The organism is Pseudomonas sp. SG20056 (assembly GCF_031764535.1).
GTDB lineage: Bacteria > Pseudomonadota > Gammaproteobacteria > Pseudomonadales > Pseudomonadaceae > Aquipseudomonas.
The window spans coordinates 1,623,855-1,643,261 of record NZ_CP134499.1 but is presented as its reverse complement, the minus strand read 5'-3'; the positions used below and the strand labels follow the sequence as shown (position 1 = coordinate 1,643,261).

The window sequence follows — 19,407 nt, the reverse complement described above, 5'->3', positions numbered from 1 at the left end:
AACAGCGCAGGCCAGGCCTGCACTGCATCTATCAGGCGCTTTGCGCCAGGTCCATCAACTCGCGGTTAGCCACGGCATACATGGCGTAATCGGTGTTGGTGGCCGCGCGCAGTTCGCCGAGCATAACCTTCCAGCGATCCACCAGACGGCGGTGCTGATCCAGCCAAACACCGACCCTTTCCTCGATATCCGCCGGGCCTTCGGCCATTTGCAGTACCGAGACGGTGATAGCGCGCTGCTGCCAGTCCAGGTCATCGCGGAAGGCTTCGCGGGCCAGCGCTTGCCAGTTGTTTTCCACCGGCAGGCTGGTGATCTGCTGCAGGTACCAGGACAGCTCCAGCGACCCGCCAATGGCGAAGTACGCCGCCGCTACGCGATCCGGCTCCTGCCCGGTCACGTCCGACGCTTCGATGATCGGCAACAGGGTGTACAGATGGCTGGTACCGGCGACCACACGCGCCAGCTCTTCCGGCACGCCGGCTTCGACATACCCCTGGAAGCGCGCCAGCCACTGTTCACGGGCTGGGCCTTCGAGCAGTTCGTCGAGCCGGCCGACCAGGGCCTCGATACGCGGTGCGAAATGCGCCACATCGCGGGCCGCGTCCAGCTCATTACGACGGCTACGCAGGAACCAGCGGGTCGCGCGGCGGCCCAGACGCATCAGCTCATCCATCAACTGCAGTTGCAGCTCGGCCGGGACCTGGTAGTCCAGCGCCTCGATCTGCTGCCACCAGTGCGGCAGGCGGAACAGGTCACGCACGATCACATAGGCGCCGGCGACATTCGCCGCGCTCATGCCGGTGGACTCCTTTAGGCGCTGCACGAAGGTGATGCCCATATGGTTGACCAGATCGTTGGCGATCTGTGTGCTGACGATTTCGCGCTTGAGGCGATGGCGACGCATCGGCTCACCGAATTTCTTCGCCAGCAGCGGCGGGAAGGCGGTTTCCATCTCACGCGCCAGGTACTCGTCATCCGGCACCAGGGACTTCAGCAGCGATTCCTTGAGGTCGATCTTGCTGTAGGAAATCAGCACCGACAGCTCCGGCCGGGTCAGGCCCAAGCCATTGGCGGCGCGCTCATTGAGCTCGTCGTCAGTGGGCAGGAACTCCAGAGCGCGATCCAGCTTGCCAGCTGCTTCCAGGGCGCTCATCAGACGCTTGTACTCACCAACCCGCTCGCGGGCGCGACGCTCGGCCAGCGACAACGCCTGGGTCTGCTTGTAGTTGTTGCCCAGTACCAGACCACCCACCGCGTCGGTCATTTCCACCAGCAGCTTGTTGCGCTGCTTGCCGGTCATGTCGCCAGCGCCGACGATTTCGCCGAGCAGAATCTTGATGTTCACTTCATGGTCGGAGCAGTCCACACCACCGGCATTGTCGATAAAGTCGGTGTTGCTCTTGCCGCCATTGAGACCGTACTCGACTCGGCCCAGTTGGGTCATACCGAGGTTACCGCCCTCACCCACAACCTTGGCGCGCAGTTCGCGGCCATCCACTCGTAGCAGGTCGTTGGCCTTGTCGCCGACATCGGCGTGGCTTTCCTTGCTGGATTTGACGTAGGTGCCGATACCGCCGTTCCACAGCAGATCCACCGGCGCCTTGAGCAAGGCGTTCAGCAGTTCGTTTGGCGCCAGCTTGTCAGCGCTGATATCGAAGCGCTCTTTCATCTGCGGGCTGATGGCGATGCTCTTGGCGCTGCGCAGGAAAATCCCGCCACCCGCCGAAATCAGCTTGGCGTCGTAATCGGCCCAGCTGGAGCGTGGCAGATCGAACAGACGCTGACGCTCAACAAAGCTCTTGGCCGCATCCGGGTTGGGGTCGATAAAGATGTGCATGTGGTTGAAGGCTGCGACCAGCTGCAGACTTTCCGACAGGAGCAGGCCGTTGCCAAATACATCGCCAGCCATATCGCCGATGCCGATTACGGTGACGTTGTCCTTTTGCACATCGATGCCGCGTTCACGGAAGTGACGCTGCACCGAGACCCAGCCGCCCTTGGCGGTGATGCCCATGCCTTTGTGGTCGTAACCGGCCGAGCCGCCCGAGGCGAACGCATCGTCCAGCCAGAAGCCGTATTCGGCAGCAATGCCGTTGGCGATATCGGAGAAGGTCGCGGTGCCTTTGTCGGCCGCTACCACCAGGTACGGATCGTCGCCGTCGTGGCGCACCACGTTCTGCGGCGGTACCACGGCGCCGTCTTTCAGGTTGTCGGTGATGTCCAGCAGGCCGCTGATAAAGATGCGGTAGCAGGCAATGCCCTCGGCCAGCACATCATCACGGCTGCCGCCGACCGGCATACGCCGTGGAATAAAGCCGCCCTTGGCGCCCATCGGCACGATCACCGCGTTCTTCACCTGCTGCGCCTTGACCAGGCCCAGCACCTCGGTGCGGAAGTCTTCCTCACGGTCCGACCAGCGCAGACCACCACGGGCGACGTCGCCAAAACGCAGGTGCACCCCTTCAACACGCGGCGAGTAGACGAAGATTTCGAACTTCGGCGTCGGCCGAGGAATATCCGGAATCGCGCGCGGGTTGAGTTTGAAGCTGAAGTAGCTCTTCGGCGCACCACTGGCATCGGTCTGGTAGAAGTTGGTGCGCAGGGTGGCTTTGATCAGGTCCAGGTAGCGGCGCAGGATGCGGTCTTCGTTGAGCACCGCAACGTTGTCCAGCGCGGCGAGAATTGCCTGCTCGAGCTTCTGCTGCTTGTCTTCCAGGTCATCAGCGGTGAGCTTGCGCGCCAGGTAGAAACGCGTTTTGAACAGGCGCACCAGCTCCTTGGCGATATCAGCGTGGTTGACCAGGGTGCTGGCGATGTAGCTGAGGTCGAAGCCCAGGCGAATCTGCTTGAGGTAACGGGCGTAAGCCCGCAGCAGCGCCACATCACGCCACGGCATGGCGGCCATCAGCACCAGACGGTTGAAGCCGTCGTTCTCCGCCGCGCCGCCAACGATATTGACGAAAGCGCCCTGCAGGGTGTCGTTGAGCTGCTGGATATCGACATCCAGGCCTTCGGCATAGGTGAAGGCGAAGTCGTGAATCCAGAACTCGCGGCCATCGGCGCGACGCAGTTTGTAGGGGAACTCGCCGAGCACGCGCAGGCCGAGGTTTTCCAGAATCGGCAGCACGTCCGACAGCGGCAGTGGCGTGTCGGCGTGGTACAGCTTGCAGTGCAGCTGCTGCTCGCCCTGGGTCAGCGGCTGGTAGAAGCTCATCACCAGTTGGCGCTCGCTGTTCAGGCTAAGCAGGTGCTGCATGTCTACCACTGCCGAGTGCGGGGCGAAACGCTCGCGGTAACCAGCCGGGAAGCCGCCGGGGAATTCGCTGAGCACTTCGGTGCCTTGGGCTTCGCCGAGGCTTTCGACGATCAGGCTGGTGTAATCGTCCTTCCACGAACGGCAGGCCTGGATCACTTCTTTTTCCAGGCGCAGCGGGTCGATCTGCACGCGGTTCTTCGGGTCAACCTTGAGGATGAACTGCACCCGCGCCAGTACCGACTCGGAGAAGAAGGTCCAGAACTCGCAATCGGTAGCCTGCAGACGCTCCATCAGCACCTGCTGGATCTTCATGCGGGTTTCGGTGGAGTACACATCACGCGGCACATAAGCCAGGCAGTAGCAGAAACGGCCATACGGATCGCGGCGCAGGAATACGCGAATCTTGTTGCGTTCCTGAATCTGCACGATGGCCATGGTGGTGTTGAACAGCTCGTCCACCGGGGTCTGGAACAGGTCGTCACGCGGCAGCACTTCCAGGACTTGAGCCAGCTCTTTGCCCAGGTGCGCGCTGCTGTCGAAACCGGAACGCTGCTTGATCACCGCCACCTTGCGGCGAATAAACGGAATGTTCCAAACGCTCTCGGCATACACGGCCGAGGTGTACAGGCCCATAAAGCGGCATTCCTTGACCACCTTGCCTTTGGCATCCAGCTCGCGGATCGACACCAGATCCGGGTAGGCCGGACGGTGCACGCGGCTCGGTACGGCGGCCTTGGCGAAGGACAGCAGCTGCGGCTCGCGCAGGTAAGCCACAGCTTCCGGTTCGATATGCAGTTCATCGACCTTGAGGCCGCTGCGCAGGCGCTTGGACATGCCCAGCAGGGACTTTTCGTCGTAGACCATGCTGCCGCCGCCGGCGCTGTCGGCAACGGTGAACTCTTCATAGCCGAGGAAGGTGAAGTGGTCGTCGAGCAACCAGCTCATGAATACCTTGATCTCTTCCAGCTCGGCACCTTCAACCTTGAGCTTGGCTTTATCCAGCCAGGCCAGCAGTTCCTTGGCCTTGGCTTTCATCGGTTGGAAGTCGGCGACGCTCAGGCGCACATCGCTGAATACTTCGTGCAGGTCTTTTTCCAGGGTCTTCAACTCGCCGACGTTGGCGCAGCGGTCAATCTCCAGGAACATCAGCGCTTCCTGCTGTACATCCTTGCCCTGGGCACCCTTGGGCAGGATTTCCTGCAGCTCGCCACTCTTGTTGCGGCGCACGCTAAACACGCTGTTCTGCAAGGTGTGGATGCTGTAACCACGACGGTTCAGCTCCATGCGCACCGAGTCGACCAGGAACGGAATGTCACTGTGCAGAATTTCCACGGCCGTGTGGGTGGACTGCCAGCCGTGTTTTTCATAATCGGGGTTGAATACCCGCACTTCGGGCTTGGCCGGTTCAAAACGCTCCAGCAATCGCCAGGACGACAAGGTGCAGCCGACCAGATCAGAGAGGCGACGCTGGGTCAGTTCCTCAAGGGCGATGATGCCGAAGAATTGCTCGGCGAACAGGGCTACTTGTGGCAGAGCCTGTTCACTGACGTGCTGCGCCAGCGCCGTTTGCAGGTGGTGCTGAAAATCGGCTTTGCTGGCCGCCGTAAAGAACGCCATGGGTTTGCTCCGTTTGGCTTGTTATTCGTCAGGGGACTCGATCAAGGCAGTCACGAGTAATGACCTTCGCCACAACCTTGTTGTTCAACGTTAGTCTAGGAGGCCGCGATTGCATTAAAGTGGCTGCCACTTAACTCTGGCGAGATTCAAGACTCGCTGGTCACATTTGCCGGATGAGCTTAACGATGGAACACCGTGAAGCGCTTGTCGCGCTGCGACATTTTCTTTCAAGTCAGATCCTCGGCCAGGAAAAACTCATCGAAAGGCTGCTGATTGCCTTGCTCGCCGATGGCCACATGCTGGTCGAAGGCGCTCCCGGTCTGGCCAAGACCAAGGCGATCAAGGAGCTGGCCGAAGGTATCGAGGCCGAGTTCCACCGCATCCAGTTCACCCCCGACCTGCTCCCGGCTGATATCACCGGCACCGAGATCTATCGCCCGGAAACCGGCAGCTTCGTGTTCCAGCAGGGGCCGATCTTCCACAACCTGGTGTTGGCCGACGAGATCAACCGCGCCCCGGCCAAGGTGCAATCGGCGCTGCTTGAAGCCATGGCAGAACGCCAGGTGTCGGTGGGCCGCAGCACTTATCAGCTGTCGCCGCTGTTTCTGGTGATGGCCACACAAAACCCGATCGAGCAGGAAGGCACCTACCCGCTGCCTGAAGCCCAGCTCGATCGTTTTCTGATGCACGTGAAGATCGGTTTCCCCGACGCCAGCGTGGAACGCAAGATCCTCGCCCAGGCCCGTGGCGAAGCGCTAAACGGTGAAACCAAGCCCGAGCAACTGGTCAGCCAGCAGGCAATCTTTGCCGCACGCCAGGAAATCCTCGGTCTTTATATGGCCGACGCGGTGGAGGAATACCTGGTGCAACTGGTGATGGCTTCACGCACCCCAGCCAAGTTCGACCCGGAATTGGCCGAGTGGATTGCCTACGGTGCCAGCCCGCGCGGCTCGATTGCCCTGGACCGCTGTGCACGGGCCCACGCCTGGCTGGCTGGGCGGGATTTCGTCAGCCCGGAAGATATCCAGGCGGTGCTGTTCGACGTGCTGCGGCACCGCATCATTCTGTCCTTTGAGGCAGAAGCCGCCGGCATCGACCAGGACCGCGTAGTGCAGCGCATTCTCGACGTTGTGGCGGTCGCCTAACCACCATGCACGACCAACCCACGCAACCCGGCATTCGCGTCAGCCTCGGTGAACTGATCGAGATGCGCCACCGTGTGCGTGAGGTGCAGCTGTTTTCCACCCCGGCGCGGCGCAGCCCGCTGATCGGCCTACACCACTCCAAACTGCGCGGACGCGGCGTGGACTTCGATCAGGTGCGCGTGTACCAGCCCGGCGATGACGTGCGCACCATCGACTGGCGAGTGACCGCGCGCACCCAGGAGCCGCACACCAAGCTGTTCCATGAAGAGCGCGAACGACCGATCTACATTATGGTCGAGCAGAGCAAGCGGCTGTTCTTCGGCTCCGGGCTGATGTTCAAATCGGTGCTCGCCGCCCAGGCCGCCAGCCTGATAGGCTGGGCTGCGCTGGGCCACAACGACCGCATCGGCGGGCTGGTATTCGGTGACCTGGAACACCACGAAATCAAACCCCGGCGCAGCAAGCAGAGCCTGTTGCAACTGCTCAGCCGCCTGGCCAAAGCCAATCAGGCCCTGAGCAACGACAGTCAGGGCGGGCGCGACAGCTTCGGCCTGGCCTTACGCCGCGCCCGCGAAGTGCTGCGCCCCGGCAGCCTGGTGGTGGTTCTGTGTGATGAGCGCACGCTGAACGACAGTAGCGAACAGCAGTTGCTGCTACTGGCGCGGCATACCGACCTGCTGTTGCTGCCCCTTTCCGACCCGCTCGACCATGCCTTGCCCAATGCCGGCCTGCTGCGTTTTACTGAGCACGGCGCGCAACTGGAGCTGGACACCCAGGACGCCGAACTGCGCCAGGCCTACCGCAGCCTGGCCGATGCCCGCCAGGCGCGCTGGCAGCGCCTGGCACAGAAACTCGGCGTGCCGCTGCTGGCCCTCAATACCCAGAGCGAGATGATCGAGCAGCTGCGTGAACACCTGAATGCCCAGCGGCCGAGGAAGGCCCTGTGAACCCGCTGGATCAACTCGAACCGCTGATCGCCCCCGCGCCGATCAGCTGGTGGCCGCCGGCACCGGGCTGGTGGCTGCTCGCCCTGCTCCTGCCCGTACTGCTGTGGGCCGCTTTCAAGCTGCTTAAACGCCTGCCACGCAAAGCTGCCGAGCAATCGAGCGAAGCACCGCTTGACCCGCTGCGCCAGGCCGCGCTGAACGAACTCGAACGCCTCGACAAACCCTACGACGGCGTCGATGCCGGCCCCTGGCTGCAGCAACTCAACGCCATTCTCAAACGTCTGTGCCGCGAGCGTTACCCGCAAAGCAACAGCCATATTCTGAGCAGCCGCGCCTGGCTGGCCTTCCTCGACAGCCGTTGCCCTGCGGCCGGCCTGACCCGCTGGATGATTCTGGTGGAAGGCGCTTATCGCCCGCACTGCAATCTGGATGACAAGGCCATCGCTGGGCTCAACCAGGCGGTGTCGATCTGGATTCGCAAACATGTTTGAGTTTGCCTGGCCCTGGGTCTTCCTGATTGCTCCCCTACCCTGGCTGCTGCGCGCCTGGCTACCGCCTGCGGACAGCGGCGAGGCAGCGTTGAAAATCAGCTTTCTGGCGGAGCTCGAAGGCTTGAGCGGACGCCGCGCTCGCGTACGACTGCCAGCCTTGCGACAACAAGCACCGTTTGCGCTGATCTGGCTGTTACTGCTGCTCGCCAGCGCGCGCCCGCAATGGCTGGGTGAGCCGCTGCCGTTGCCCGCCAGCGGTCGCGACCTGCTGCTGGCGGTGGATGTATCCGGCTCCATGGATTATTCCGACATGATTTGGGAAGACCAGGAAGTCAGTCGCCTGACCCTGGTCAAACACCTGCTCGGCGACTTTATCGACGGCCGCCAGGGTGACCGGGTTGGCCTGATCCTATTCGGCAGCCGCGCCTACCTGCAGTCGCCGCTGACCTTCGACCGGCAGACCGTGCATACCTGGCTGGATGAAGCACAGAAGAACATCGCCGGACCACAGACCGCCATCGGCGACGCCATTGGCCTGGCGGTCAAACGTCTGCGCGAGCGCCCGGCGCAGAGCCGCGTGCTGGTACTGGTCACCGATGGCGCCAACAACGCTGGTGAAATCGACCCCATGACCGCCGCGCGCCTGGCCGCCGAGGAAGGCATCACCATTTACCCGATCGGCATCGGTGCCGACCCTGAGCAAGGTGGCGTGCTCGGCATGCTTGGCTTTAATCCCGGTATCGATCTGGACGAGCCGAGCCTGCGGGCGATTGCCGAGGCCACTGGCGGCGAATACTTCCGCGCCCGCGACAGCGAGGAGCTGCAAGCCATCGAAGCGACCCTAGACCGCCTGGAACCGGTAGCGCAGAAACCGACCCTGGCGCGACCGACCTTGCCGCTCTATCCCTGGCCGCTGGGCCTGGCCTTACTGCTAAGCGTGCTACTGGTCAGCCAGACACTCTGGCCGAGCCTGCAACAACGCTGGCGCAATCAGCTGACACGGCTGCGGGGGAAACAGTCATGAGCGAATTGACCAGCCTCTGGCCGCACTGGCAACGACCCTTCTGGCTACTGCTAATACCGCTGCTGGGCTTTCTGCTCTGGCAGCTCTGGCACCGGGAGAAACGCAGCGGCCGCTGGCAAGCGTTGCTGCCGGCCGCTTTCCAGACCGCGCTGCTGACCGCCACCGGTGGGCGCAACAGCCGTCTGCCCTGGCTGGCACTCGGCCTGGCGTGGCTACTGGCAGTGCTGGCACTGCTCGGCCTCAGTTGGCAACGCATCGAGCAGCAGAACCCCAAGCCTGCCGACCCGCTGGTGGTACTGCTCGAACTGACCCCCGAGATGCTCGCCAGCGACGCCTCGCCCAATCGCCTGGCCCAGGCCAAGCGCAAGTTGCTCGATCTGTTGGAAGCGCGCCAGGATGCGCAAACCGCCATCGTCGTATATGCCGGCAGCGCACACACCCTGGTGCCGCTGTCCGACGACCTTGCCACCAGCCGCAATCTACTCGATGTATTGAGCCCAGAGATCATGCCGGAGCCTGGCAAGCGTGCCGACCTGGCGGTGGCCAAAGCCCTACAACTGCTCGAGCAGGGTGCACAGGGTAATGGCCGCCTGCTGCTGCTGACCAGCAGCATCGACGAGACGCAACGCCAGGCCATCACCCAGGCGCTCGGCCGCCGTGGTGAGCGCCTACGCATTCTCGGCATTGGCAGCACCCAGGGCGCGCCGATCATTCAGGAGGACGGTTCATTCCTCAAGGATGCTCAGGGCACCATCCTGCTGCCACGCCTGGACAGCAACGGCCTCAAGCGCTTTGCCAACGAGCTGGGCGGGCAGTATCAGGGCGTGACGCTGGATGAACGCGACTTGCGCAACCTGGGCCTACTCGATGCACCGCAACAGCTGCGCCGCGATGGTGAGCTGACCCAGCTGCAAGCCTGGGCAGACCAGAGCCACTGGTTGCTTCTGCCGCTGTTGTTACTGGCCGCCTGCGCCGCCCGCCGCGGCTGGCTGCTGTGCTTACCGCTGTTGCTGCTGAGCCTGCCGCAGAACAGCTACGCCTTCAGCTTCGACGACCTCTGGCTCCGCGCTGACCAGCAAGGCCAGCGCCTGCTGGAGGCGCAACAGCCTGCAGAAGCTGCGCAACGTTTCAACGATCCGCGCTGGCAAGGCCAAGCGCTCTACCAGGCCGGCGATTACGCCGCGGCCGCCGAACGCTTTGCCAATGGCGAAAGCGCCAGCGACCACTACAACCGTGGCAACGCCCTGGCACGCAGCAACGAATTGGAAGCCGCCGTGGACGCCTACACCCAGGCACTGGAGCTGCAACCCGACTTGGCCCAAGCGCAAAAAAACAAAGCCCTGGTCGAAGAACTGCTGCGCCAGAACCAACAGCAACAGCAGAATCAAACCGACGACCCGCAAGAACCCGACGAGCAGCAGAATCAGCCCAGCAGCCAGCCGCAGGCAGGCCAGTCCGATCCAGACGCACAGCAACAGGCAGAGCAATCGCCGGCCGAGCCTTCAGAGCCTGAAGATCAGGGCGAAAAACCCGCACAGCCCGGCGCCAACGAAGACGCGGATACACCGCCGAAACAACCAGAAGAAGACGACAGCGACAGCGGCGAAGAACAGATCGCCAGCGCCGAGCCGGCCCTCGATGGCGAGCGGCGTCAGGCATTGGAACAATGGCTGCGGCAGATCCCCGATGATCCGGGCGAGTTGCTGCGGCGTAAATTCAGGCTGGAACAACAACAGCGCCAGGAACAACTGCAATGAGCCGACTGCTCTGTACCCTTCTACTTGGCCTGCTGGCCCTGAACGTCAGCGCGCAAAGCCTGACCGCCAGCGTCGACCGCACCCGCCTGGATGCCGGCGAGAGCGTTGAGCTGACCCTGGAATCGGATGACGCCACGCTGTTCGGCAAGCCCGATCTGCAGCCGCTCAATGAGCTGTTCGAAGTGCTCGGCACCCGCCAGGTCAACCGCCTGACCAGCGGCAGCAACGGTGCCCAGGCGAGCACGCGCTGGATAGTCACCCTGCAACCCAAGCACAGCGGTTATGTGGTGATCCCGCCGCTGAACCTTGGCCAGCTGCAAAGCGAACCCATCACCCTGCACGTACAGCAGACCTCCAGCGCCGATGACAGTCGCCTGGCACCGGTGTTTATCGATGCCAGCCTGGACCAGGAAAGCGTCTACGTGCAGGCGCAAACCGTGCTGACGCTGCGCATCTACCACTCCGTCTCGCTTTACGACGACAGCAGCCTGACCCAACTAGATATGCCCCAGGCGCGTGTTGAAGCCCTGGGTGAACCGCGCACGTATGAGAAAGACATCAACGGCGTGCGCCACGGTGTGATTGAGCTGCGTTACGCGATCTTCCCCCAGGAAAGTGGCGACCTGCTGATCCCCTCGCAAGCCTTTACCGCCACTGCGGTTGATCGCGCCGCCAGCAATGCCTACAACCCGTTCGGTCCACGCCCCGGCAAAGTGGTGCGGGTCCGTTCGCCGGAAATTCCGCTGACGGTAAAAGCCAAGCCAGCCAGCTACCCGGCAGACGCACCCTGGCTGCCAGCACGCGCACTCAGCCTGAGTGAAGTCTGGAGCCCCCAGCCGGAAACCGCCCGCGTTGGCGATTCGCTGACCCGCAGCCTACTGCTCAAGGTTGAAGGTTTGGCCAGCGCACAATTACCGCCCTTGCCCGCCACCCAGGTTGCCGGCCTGCGCCGTTACCCCGATCAACCCCAATTAGCCAACCAGGCCAACGACAACGGCCTGGTAGCCAGCCGCGAAGAGCGTGAGGCGCTTGTGGCCAACCGTGAAGGCGAAATTACCCTACCGGCAATCGAAGTGCTGTGGTGGAACACTACGACCGACCAGCTCGAACGCAGCAGCCTGCCTGCGCGCAACCTGCAGGTCGCCGCCAACCCCAATCTGGAAACCCTGCCGATTGAGGCAGCCCGCCCCACAGTCAACGAGGTAGACAACGCACACCTCTGGCCCTGGCAACTCAGCACCTCGCTGCTGAGCCTGACCACCCTGCTCGGTTTTACTCTGTGGTGGCGCGCGCGACGTCAGCCTCCGGTATTACCCAGCCAGCAGACAGGCCCAAGCCAACGCAACCTGCTTGATGACCTCAAACGCAGCTGTATGGCCAACGATTCGCAAGCTACTCGTCACGCGCTGGACGCCTGGGCCCGCCAACAACCGGAAACCCTCGCCGATATGGCCGCGCGCTTTACCCCACTGTCCGACGCCCTCGATGGCCTAAATGGCGCGCTGTACAGCGAGAGCGGCCAGCACTGGCAGGGCCGCAATCTGTGGCTGGCGATTCGCAGCCTGCCTGCCGTAGAAGACCTCGAAAGCATCGCCAACCCGGATACCAGCGCTTTGCCGCCCCTGTATCCGCGCTAGCCACTGGCATTGGCAAGCAGGCTCCGCCGCCACGGCGGAACCTGGTCAGAGACATCGGCTGGAGTTGAGCCACAACTGCACAGCGTTTCTGCCAGACAACCCGCTAAGCGCTAAACGGTTTCCCTCGAATAATGGGCCAGCAGCTCGTTTTTGTAGGAGCGGGCTTGCCCCGAATTGCGCCAGACTGCAGCAACTTCGCGGACAAGTCCGCGCCTACATGGGTGACATGTCAGCTAACCCGTAGACAATAAAAAACCGCGACCTAAAGGTCGCGGCTTTTCGTGTTGCGACTGCGTATCAGGCTTAGGCCTTGTTGCGCAGCTTCTCCGGGTTGATCAGGAAGCGTGCAAGAGCAGGCAACAGCCAGATCGCGCCGATCATGTTCCAGAGGAACATAAAGGTCAGCATCAGGCCCATGTCGGCCTGGAACTTGATCGCCGAGAAGATCCAGGTGGCCACACCAATCGCCAAGCAGATACCGGTGAACAGCACGGCTTTACCGGTCGACTTGAGGGTCTCGTAGTAGGCCTCCTGCAACGACAGGCCCTGACGCAGGTAAGTCTCCAGACGGCTGTAGATGTAGATGCCGTAGTCGACACCGATACCCACACCCAGAGCGATTACCGGCAGAGTTGCCACTTTCACACCGATGCCCATAAAGGCCATCAGGGCGTTACCCAGTACCGATGTCAGCACCAGTGGCAGCATCACGCAGAGCGTTGCCGCGAAGGAACGGAAGGTCAGCAGACACATGATGCCCACTGCGGCGTATACCGCGAGCAGCATGGTGGTCTCGGACTTGGCGATCACTTCGTTGGTCGCGGCTTCGATACCCGCGTTACCGGCTGCCAGGATGAACTCCAGGCCGTCCTTGTTGTTTTCCTTGGCAAAGTCTTCAGCAACCTTGACCGCACGCGACAGGGTTTCTGCCTTGTGATCGGTGAGGAACACCAGCAGCGGCGCCACCGAGCAATCGCCGTTGTACAGACCATCGGCCCGAGCAATGGAGTTGTTCAGCACGTCCTGGTTACGCGACAGGGTTTCCCATTTCAGGTTGCCCTCGTTCATGCCCTTGATCACCTGACGCGACACGGTAACCATGGAAATGGCCGACTGCACGCCTTCGGTGTTCTCCATCTTCCACATCAACTCATCCATGGCCGACAACGTCGGGTAAGTCGAGCAACCTTCGGCCGCCGTCTTGACCATGATCACCAGTACATCGGAGCTGGTGGAGTAGTTGCGGATGACGAAATCGTTATCCAGGTTGTAGCGCGAATCCGGATGCAGCTCAGGCGCGCCCTGGTCAAGGTCACCGATCTTCAGGTTCTGCCCGTACCACACACCGCCCGCCAGCGCCGCGACCGCAACCACCACGGAAATCGGGGCGACCATCGGGTGCGCGCAGTTGGAGATAAAGCGCCAGAACGGATGCTCCTTGTCGGCTTCTTCGCGGCTGATCTTCACCGCCTTCTTGCTGATGCCGACATAGGAAATCATCACTGGCAGCAGAATCAGGTTGGTCAGAATGATCACCGCCACACCCATGGAGGCGCCGATGGCCAACTCACGGATAACGCCGATGTCGATCAGCAGCAGGGTGATAAAGCCCACCGCATCCGACAGCAGCGCCACCAGACCCGGAATAAACAGCTGACGGAAAGCCATACGTGCGGCGGACAACGAATCAGTCGCTTCGCCCGATGCCATGGCAATGCCGTTGATCTTCTGCACGCCATGGGAAATACCGATGGCAAAGACCAGGAACGGCACCAGCATCGAGTACGGATCAAGCCCGAAGCCCAGGGTATGCAGCAAACCCAGCTGCCAGACCACCGCGATCAGCGTGGTCAGGACCACCGCCAGGGTGCTCTTGAAGCAGTGGGTGAACCACAGCAGCAGAACGAAGGTGATGCCGATGGCCACGGCAAAGAACAACGCCACGCCAATCAGACCATCGATCAGATCGCCGACTTTCTTGGCGAAACCAATGATGTGGATTTTGACGTTGGGGTTCTGCGCCTGGTACTTCTCGCGGATCTTCTCTTCCAGTTCGTGGGAGAACTTCTGGTAATCCAGCGGGATCTGCTTGCTCTGATCATTCGGGTCGGCATAGGTCTCCAGCAACGGCAGGTCGACGATGCTCGACTTGAAGTTGTTGGCCACCAGACGGCCAATCTGCCCGGACTTGAGGATGTTGCTGCGTAGCTCTTCAAGGCTTTCTGCAGAACCGTCGTAGGTTTGCGGAATCACTTCACCGCCGGCAAACCCTTCTTCAGTCACTTCGGTCCAGCGTACGCTTGGGCTCCACAGCGACTTCAGACCGGAACGGTCGACACCCGGAATGTAGAAGGCTTCGTCGTTGATCTGACGCAGCGTTTCCATGTATTCCTTGCTGAAGATATCGCCATCCACCGCTTCCACCGAGATACGCACGGTGTTACCCAGGTTCGCCAGGTCATTGCGGTGCTCGAGCATCTTCTGAATATAGGGATGTCCCAGCGGAATCATCTTCTCGAAGCTGGTCTGCGGACGCACCTGCGCCGCCTGGAAGAACAGAAACAGACTGATCAACAGGCACAGCAGAATCACGGCCGGGCGATTGTTGAAGATCAACCGCTCCAGGAAGGAGGCAGGTTGTTGTTGATGCTTACTCATGCAAAGGCTCCCGGCTTATTGTTGTTGGCCCAGATCGGCGCCAGTAGGCGTAGCAGCATGAACACCACCCTGCCCTACCAGAATCAGATTGCCGTTTTCCATTGCTGCAACGCCTGCCAGCGAAAGCCGGTCGGCACGATTGGTCACACTGAAATTGCGGCCGTTGTCGGTGCTCTTGAGTACGGTACCGCCATGCCCAACCACCACAATGGAGCCGTCAGCCAGACGATTGCCGTCAGCCAGACCAAACTCCAGAGGGCCATTGTTGGCCGTGTTCAGGCTGATTGCCTGCCAGGTCGTACCAAAGTCTGCCGAACGGAACAGATGCCCACGCAGGCCATAAACCAGCAGCGCACCGGCTTCATCAGTGCCTAGAGCACCGAATAGCGAGCCCTCGTAAGGGCCTTCCAAGGTTTCCCAGGTCTGGCCCCAATCCGGGGAACGGAACATCGCACCCTGTTCGCCCACAATAAACAGGCCGGAGTCTTTAACTTCGACAATGGCGTTGAGGTGGTAGGCGTCTTCGTTGTCCATGCGGTCGCTGACATCTTCCCAGTTGGCACCGCCATCGGTGGTTTCCAACAAGGCGCCGTATGCGCCTACGGCATAACCGTTATTGCGGTCCTTGAACCAGACATCCAGCAGCGGCGCTTCACGCTCAAGGTCTTCAAACTGTTTGACCCAAGTAGCGCCGCTATCGCTGCTGGCGAGAATCTGTGCATCGTGACCAACAGCCCAGCCATGGCTGTCGTCGATAAAGAACACGGCAGTGAGCATCTGCTTGGTCGGCACCTTTGCCTGAACCCAGCTTGCCCCGTTGTCGTCGGAATAGAGGATATGCCCACGATCACCCACGGTGACCAGGCGCTTACCCAGACTAGCGACATCCAGCAGCAGACTTTGTTGAGCTTGGGCAGAGGCTACTGAGAAATGACTGGCGTCATCGCTGGCAGCCTGCAATGGCGCACTGGTAAACATCAGCACGGATAGCACACTACACAGCGACAGCGCTTTGGCTATCGGTGAGTGGACGCGGAGCGCCGGTGCGCGGGACAACCCCACAACACGACCGGCCTGGGTGCGCCGCATGACGGGCTCACTCATATACCTTCCCCCTTATTCTTATAGGTAGCACTACCCTTATAGCAGTGCGCCTATCCTACTGAGCTTTCAAAAGGCCTGACAATCGGCGCGACGTTATGTTTTGTTAAACCCGCCCGTCTACCATGCCCTGTTGGACTGACAAATAGCAAAAGGCCGCTACAACAGTAGCGGCCTTTTGCTCAACCTACACGCGGATTAACGCGTACCGCGGCGACGCAGCGCAGCAGGTTTGAAGTAACCGTCATCCGGCACAGCCTGGCTGAAGTCGATGGTGCTTGGCTCTTCGTTATCCAGGTTCTGCACGTGGTAACGACGGGCTTGCAGATCGTGGAAAGTATCCAGCGCAGACCAGGTGGTCGGCAGGTCGTAGTAGTTTTTCAGGTAGGCAATCGAAACGCGCCAAAGCTCGCCACGACCGTCGTACTGATCAACCACAGCTGCTTGCCAGCTGTCCTCGTCGAGGAACAGGGTGCGCTTGGAGTAGATGTGGCGCGAACCCGACTTCAGCGTACCCTCGACTACCCACACACGGTGCAGCTCGTTGCGAGTAAAGGCTGGGTTCAAGTGACCAACTTGCAGCAGGTCCTTGTACTTGACGTCCGGGCTGGTGACTTTGTAGCTGTTGTAAGGAATGTAGATTTCCTTTTTGCCTACCAGCTTCCAGTCATAACGATCTGGCGAACCGTTGATCATGTCGGTGTCGTCTGCAGTGCGCAGGCCGTCAGCGGCAGCGATCGGAGTGTCGTAGGCCAGGTTCGGCGCACGACGTACGCGGCGCTGACCAGCGTTATAGCCCCAGGCCTGACGTGGCTCTTTTACCTGATCCAGGGTTTCGTGCACCAGTACCGCACCACCAGCCAGACGCGCCGGGCTCTTGGTGAAGGACAGGTAGTAGAACATGATGTTGTTCAGGTCAGCTGCAGTCCCTTTCGGGTTGTAGAACTTGAACATGGCTTCCTGCTGCGAGGTCACCAGGGAGTAGCTGCCGTTACGCTGCACGGCTACTTCCGAAGCACGACGCACAATGTAGGTACCACGGTAGCGTGCAATGTGGTTCCACAGCGCTTCTACGCCATTTTGCGGGATCGGGAACGGGATACCGCCGTAAGCGTCGGAGAAGCCGTTACCGCCATCCAGCAACTTGGCCGTACTGGCGTTCTTGATGGTGTTGTCATACACCCACTGCGGCGCAGAACCGGAACGACGGGTCTGATAGACCGGCATCTGGTAGCTGTTCGGATAGGTATTGAACATCGCAATCTGACCTGGGGTCAGGTTGTCTTTGTACTGATCCAGATTGGCTTTAGTGATGGTGAACAATGGCTTGTCATCAGCAAACGGATCTACGTGGTGCTGGCCTGGCGTCTTGTAAGCCGCTGGCGCCTGAGTAATACCACCGGTCCACTCAGGAATGGTGCCCGCCGCGTTACCGGCTTTCTCGGCACCGAACGGGGTGAGGCTTGCGCCCAACTTGGCCGCTTCCGCAGGCGAAACCGCAGCGAACGCGCTGCCAGCGGACAGTGCCAGCGCAATGGCTGCACCAATCAGCGTGTGCTTTTTCAGCATCTTGATTCTCCGTGAAATAAGTCAGCAACCGAGTGCCCGCAGGCACTCGATATTTTCTAGTTATGTTTAGAAGGAATATTTGACGTTCAGGCCGATATTGTCGCGGTCACGACCCGAGTTGCTCTGACCGGCGCCCATAAACTCGGTGTATTGAATCTCAGCTTCCAGGCTATTCAGGTAGCTGGCGCGCAGACCCACGGTGTAAGCCTTACGATCTTCGATAAAGTTACCGGTCTGATGCGAGTTGCCTTGGAAGTCGTGTTTAAAAACAGTGAACGGCGACAGGTTTACGCCTGCGTAAACGTCGTTCCAAGTGCCGGAAAGTACCAGCGTGTAGCCGTAAGCATCACTAGACGCACAATCCTGCTCAGCCATAGCCTCATCGGTCGAATAAGAGGTATTAGCACGACCTGCGATGCAACGAGTGTACGTTTGTGGAGCAAACGGGTTTGCTGTGGAGCGAACACCGGTGTATTTCAAACTGTCGCCACGCAAATGCTCGGAAGCAATTTCTGCAACACCGAACAGCGAGTCAAAGCTGAGGACGTTACCAAAATTATGAATTGCACCAAGTGAAAGATTGAATGACTCAACGCGGCGATAGTTACTTACAGAACCGTCACGAGAAATCTGCTCACCTGAAATAATAGCTGTACCGCTACCTGGAATAAGACCAGAGTTATTCGCTAGCTTAGCACCTTGAATTACAAGATCGCCTAAAAGATCGTTAGTAGCTGCAATGCCGACTGGCAGATTAGGTCGATATGCCAGCTCACCGAAAACAGAGGTTTCATTAAGGGTTGTATTGAAGCTCAAGCCATACATACGAATATCTTCAGCATATTCCCGCTTTGCCTGAGTAGCCCCAAGAATATCTACAGTAGCAAAGCCAACGGCATTGGTTAAACCACCAACAGCAGCAGCCAAGTTATTAACATTGACACCTGTATAACCATTCAAATCAGCGTAAATCGTCGGCTCTTTGGCATGATAATTAACGAGATATGCACCAAACTCCGTAGAGTTCAACTCCTCAGCAATATATTTGAAAGATAGGCCATATTGACCATCATTCTTGGCATTCAAATCACTATTGACATCAGCAACTTTTAGAATATTTCCGAATGAGGTATTCACGCCGTTCTGATAGAGACCTGCTGCACGAGCACCGGCAAGAGCTGGCCCACCGAAAGCGCCGGCAGCCAAATTATTATACCCAGTGATAGCAGGCGCTAATGTAGTACCTGAGAAATCATTATATGCAGTATTACCCCCCTCACCGAACAAGTCGGTCTCAGAGAAATAAGTACCCACTGGATCAATCGCCGACTCTTTCCAGTTGAACTGATAGAATGCATCCATAGAAATATTGTCAGTCAGGCCAACGCTAAAGCTCAGCGCCTCAACAGGAACCAGCACTTCTTTGACTTCTGCACCTGGCAAACGGAACTTACCGGCATCTACTGGGTTAGTAGTGTTTACCCCACCGCGGTAGAACAGGCCTTCACCCCAGTTGAATACCTGCTTACCGAAGCGCACGCCAACCGGCATATCGGCAACATCCCAGTTACCGTAAACATAGGCATCAAGGATTTCTGCATTGCGACCAGCCGAATGACGAGTACCACGGGTAAAACTGTCATCGTTTGGTACGTTCTGGCTTGGCTGATAAGCCAGGCTGGTGTCGTAGTAATTGTTGCGCTTATCCATGATCTGGGTGTCATAGAACGCAGTACCGCGCACAAAGGCGCCGTAGTTTTGGTAGGTCACTTCCATATCGGTCGTGATTTTAAACACCTCAGATACCAGACCGGTATTGAAGTTACGGTTACCGTCGTTGGTGTTGATATCGTTGTTGGTCTTGTCCTGGCCCTGTACGCGCCAAAGTTGACCATAAGACACGGTGGTATCGATGGAGCCGCTGATTTCATCGTCGGCGAAGCTGAATTCCACTGCCTGGGCATGTGCCGCTACCAGCAGAGGAAGGAGACCGACAAAAGCAAAACCTGCCTTGGCAGGTGCGAAACGCAATACGGGCTTACGGGACTTAATTTCCATCGAAACATTACTCCGTGGACAGATCATCTTTTTTGTACCCCAACCGCTGGGGCACGTTATGGCCATACTGATGACGGCCTTAAATGTTGATTGGAAGGCAAGCCCCCAACGCGCTTACACGCACCTCACTGTTTGGCGTGCACCATG

General features: G+C 59.7%; 11 protein-coding genes. 6 read left to right on the top strand and 5 right to left on the bottom strand.

What is annotated here, in order from left to right:
• Positions 1-31: 31 nt before the first annotated feature.
• Positions 32-4,873: an NAD-glutamate dehydrogenase gene (locus tag RHP75_RS07855; protein WP_311091245.1), complete on the bottom strand. Its 4,842-nt coding sequence runs from the start codon at positions 4,871-4,873 to the stop codon at positions 32-34.
• Positions 4,874-5,058: 185 nt separating this feature from the next.
• Here RHP75_RS07855 and RHP75_RS07850 point away from each other — a divergent pair, with 185 nt between their 5' ends.
• The 6 genes from RHP75_RS07850 to RHP75_RS07825 are packed head-to-tail and all read left to right on the top strand — an operon-like array spanning position 5,059 to position 11,874.
• Complete coding sequence (locus RHP75_RS07850) at positions 5,059-6,018, top strand: MoxR family ATPase (protein ID WP_311091244.1); 960 nt, start codon at positions 5,059-5,061, stop codon at positions 6,016-6,018.
• Between the two features lie 5 nt (positions 6,019-6,023).
• Positions 6,024-6,965, top strand: a complete 942-nt coding sequence (locus tag RHP75_RS07845; protein ID WP_311091243.1) for a DUF58 domain-containing protein — start codon at positions 6,024-6,026, stop codon at positions 6,963-6,965.
• The gene (locus RHP75_RS07840; RefSeq protein WP_311091242.1) at positions 6,962-7,456 is read left to right on the top strand and encodes a DUF4381 domain-containing protein; all 495 of its coding nucleotides are present in this window, start codon (positions 6,962-6,964) and stop codon (positions 7,454-7,456) included. The genes RHP75_RS07845 and RHP75_RS07840 overlap by 4 nt, the downstream gene beginning before the upstream one ends.
• The gene (locus tag RHP75_RS07835) at positions 7,449-8,480 is read left to right on the top strand and encodes a VWA domain-containing protein (RefSeq protein ID WP_311091241.1); all 1,032 of its coding nucleotides are present in this window, start codon (positions 7,449-7,451) and stop codon (positions 8,478-8,480) included. The genes RHP75_RS07840 and RHP75_RS07835 overlap by 8 nt, the downstream gene beginning before the upstream one ends.
• Positions 8,477-10,237, top strand: coding sequence for a VWA domain-containing protein (locus tag RHP75_RS07830; protein ID WP_311091240.1), 1,761 nt, complete (start codon positions 8,477-8,479; stop codon positions 10,235-10,237). The genes RHP75_RS07835 and RHP75_RS07830 overlap by 4 nt, the downstream gene beginning before the upstream one ends.
• The gene (locus tag RHP75_RS07825) at positions 10,234-11,874 is read left to right on the top strand and encodes a BatD family protein (protein ID WP_311091239.1); all 1,641 of its coding nucleotides are present in this window, start codon (positions 10,234-10,236) and stop codon (positions 11,872-11,874) included. The genes RHP75_RS07830 and RHP75_RS07825 overlap by 4 nt, the downstream gene beginning before the upstream one ends.
• A 303-nt stretch (positions 11,875-12,177) precedes the next feature.
• Here the strand turns inward: RHP75_RS07825 and RHP75_RS07820 are convergent, their stop codons facing one another.
• The 4 genes from RHP75_RS07820 to RHP75_RS07805 all read right to left on the bottom strand — a co-directional run bounded on the left by RHP75_RS07820 (position 12,178) and on the right by RHP75_RS07805 (position 19,260).
• Positions 12,178-14,532 (bottom strand): RND family transporter, encoded by a 2,355-nt coding sequence (locus RHP75_RS07820; RefSeq protein ID WP_311091238.1) that lies wholly within the window; start codon positions 14,530-14,532, stop codon positions 12,178-12,180.
• Positions 14,533-14,547: 15 nt separating this feature from the next.
• Entirely contained in the window at positions 14,548-15,636 is a 1,089-nt protein-coding gene (locus RHP75_RS07815; protein ID WP_409079711.1) for a WD40/YVTN/BNR-like repeat-containing protein, read from the bottom strand.
• A 195-nt stretch (positions 15,637-15,831) separates the two neighbouring features.
• On the bottom strand, positions 15,832-17,202 hold the full coding sequence (locus tag RHP75_RS07810; RefSeq protein WP_090384529.1) for a DUF1329 domain-containing protein: 1,371 nt from the start codon (positions 17,200-17,202) through the stop codon (positions 15,832-15,834).
• 66 nt (positions 17,203-17,268) lie between these two features.
• Positions 17,269-19,260 carry a DUF1302 domain-containing protein gene (locus RHP75_RS07805; protein WP_311091236.1) on the bottom strand — a complete coding sequence of 664 codons (1,992 nt, stop codon included), beginning with the start codon at positions 19,258-19,260 and terminating at the stop codon, positions 17,269-17,271.
• Between the last annotated feature and the right edge of the window lie 147 nt (positions 19,261-19,407).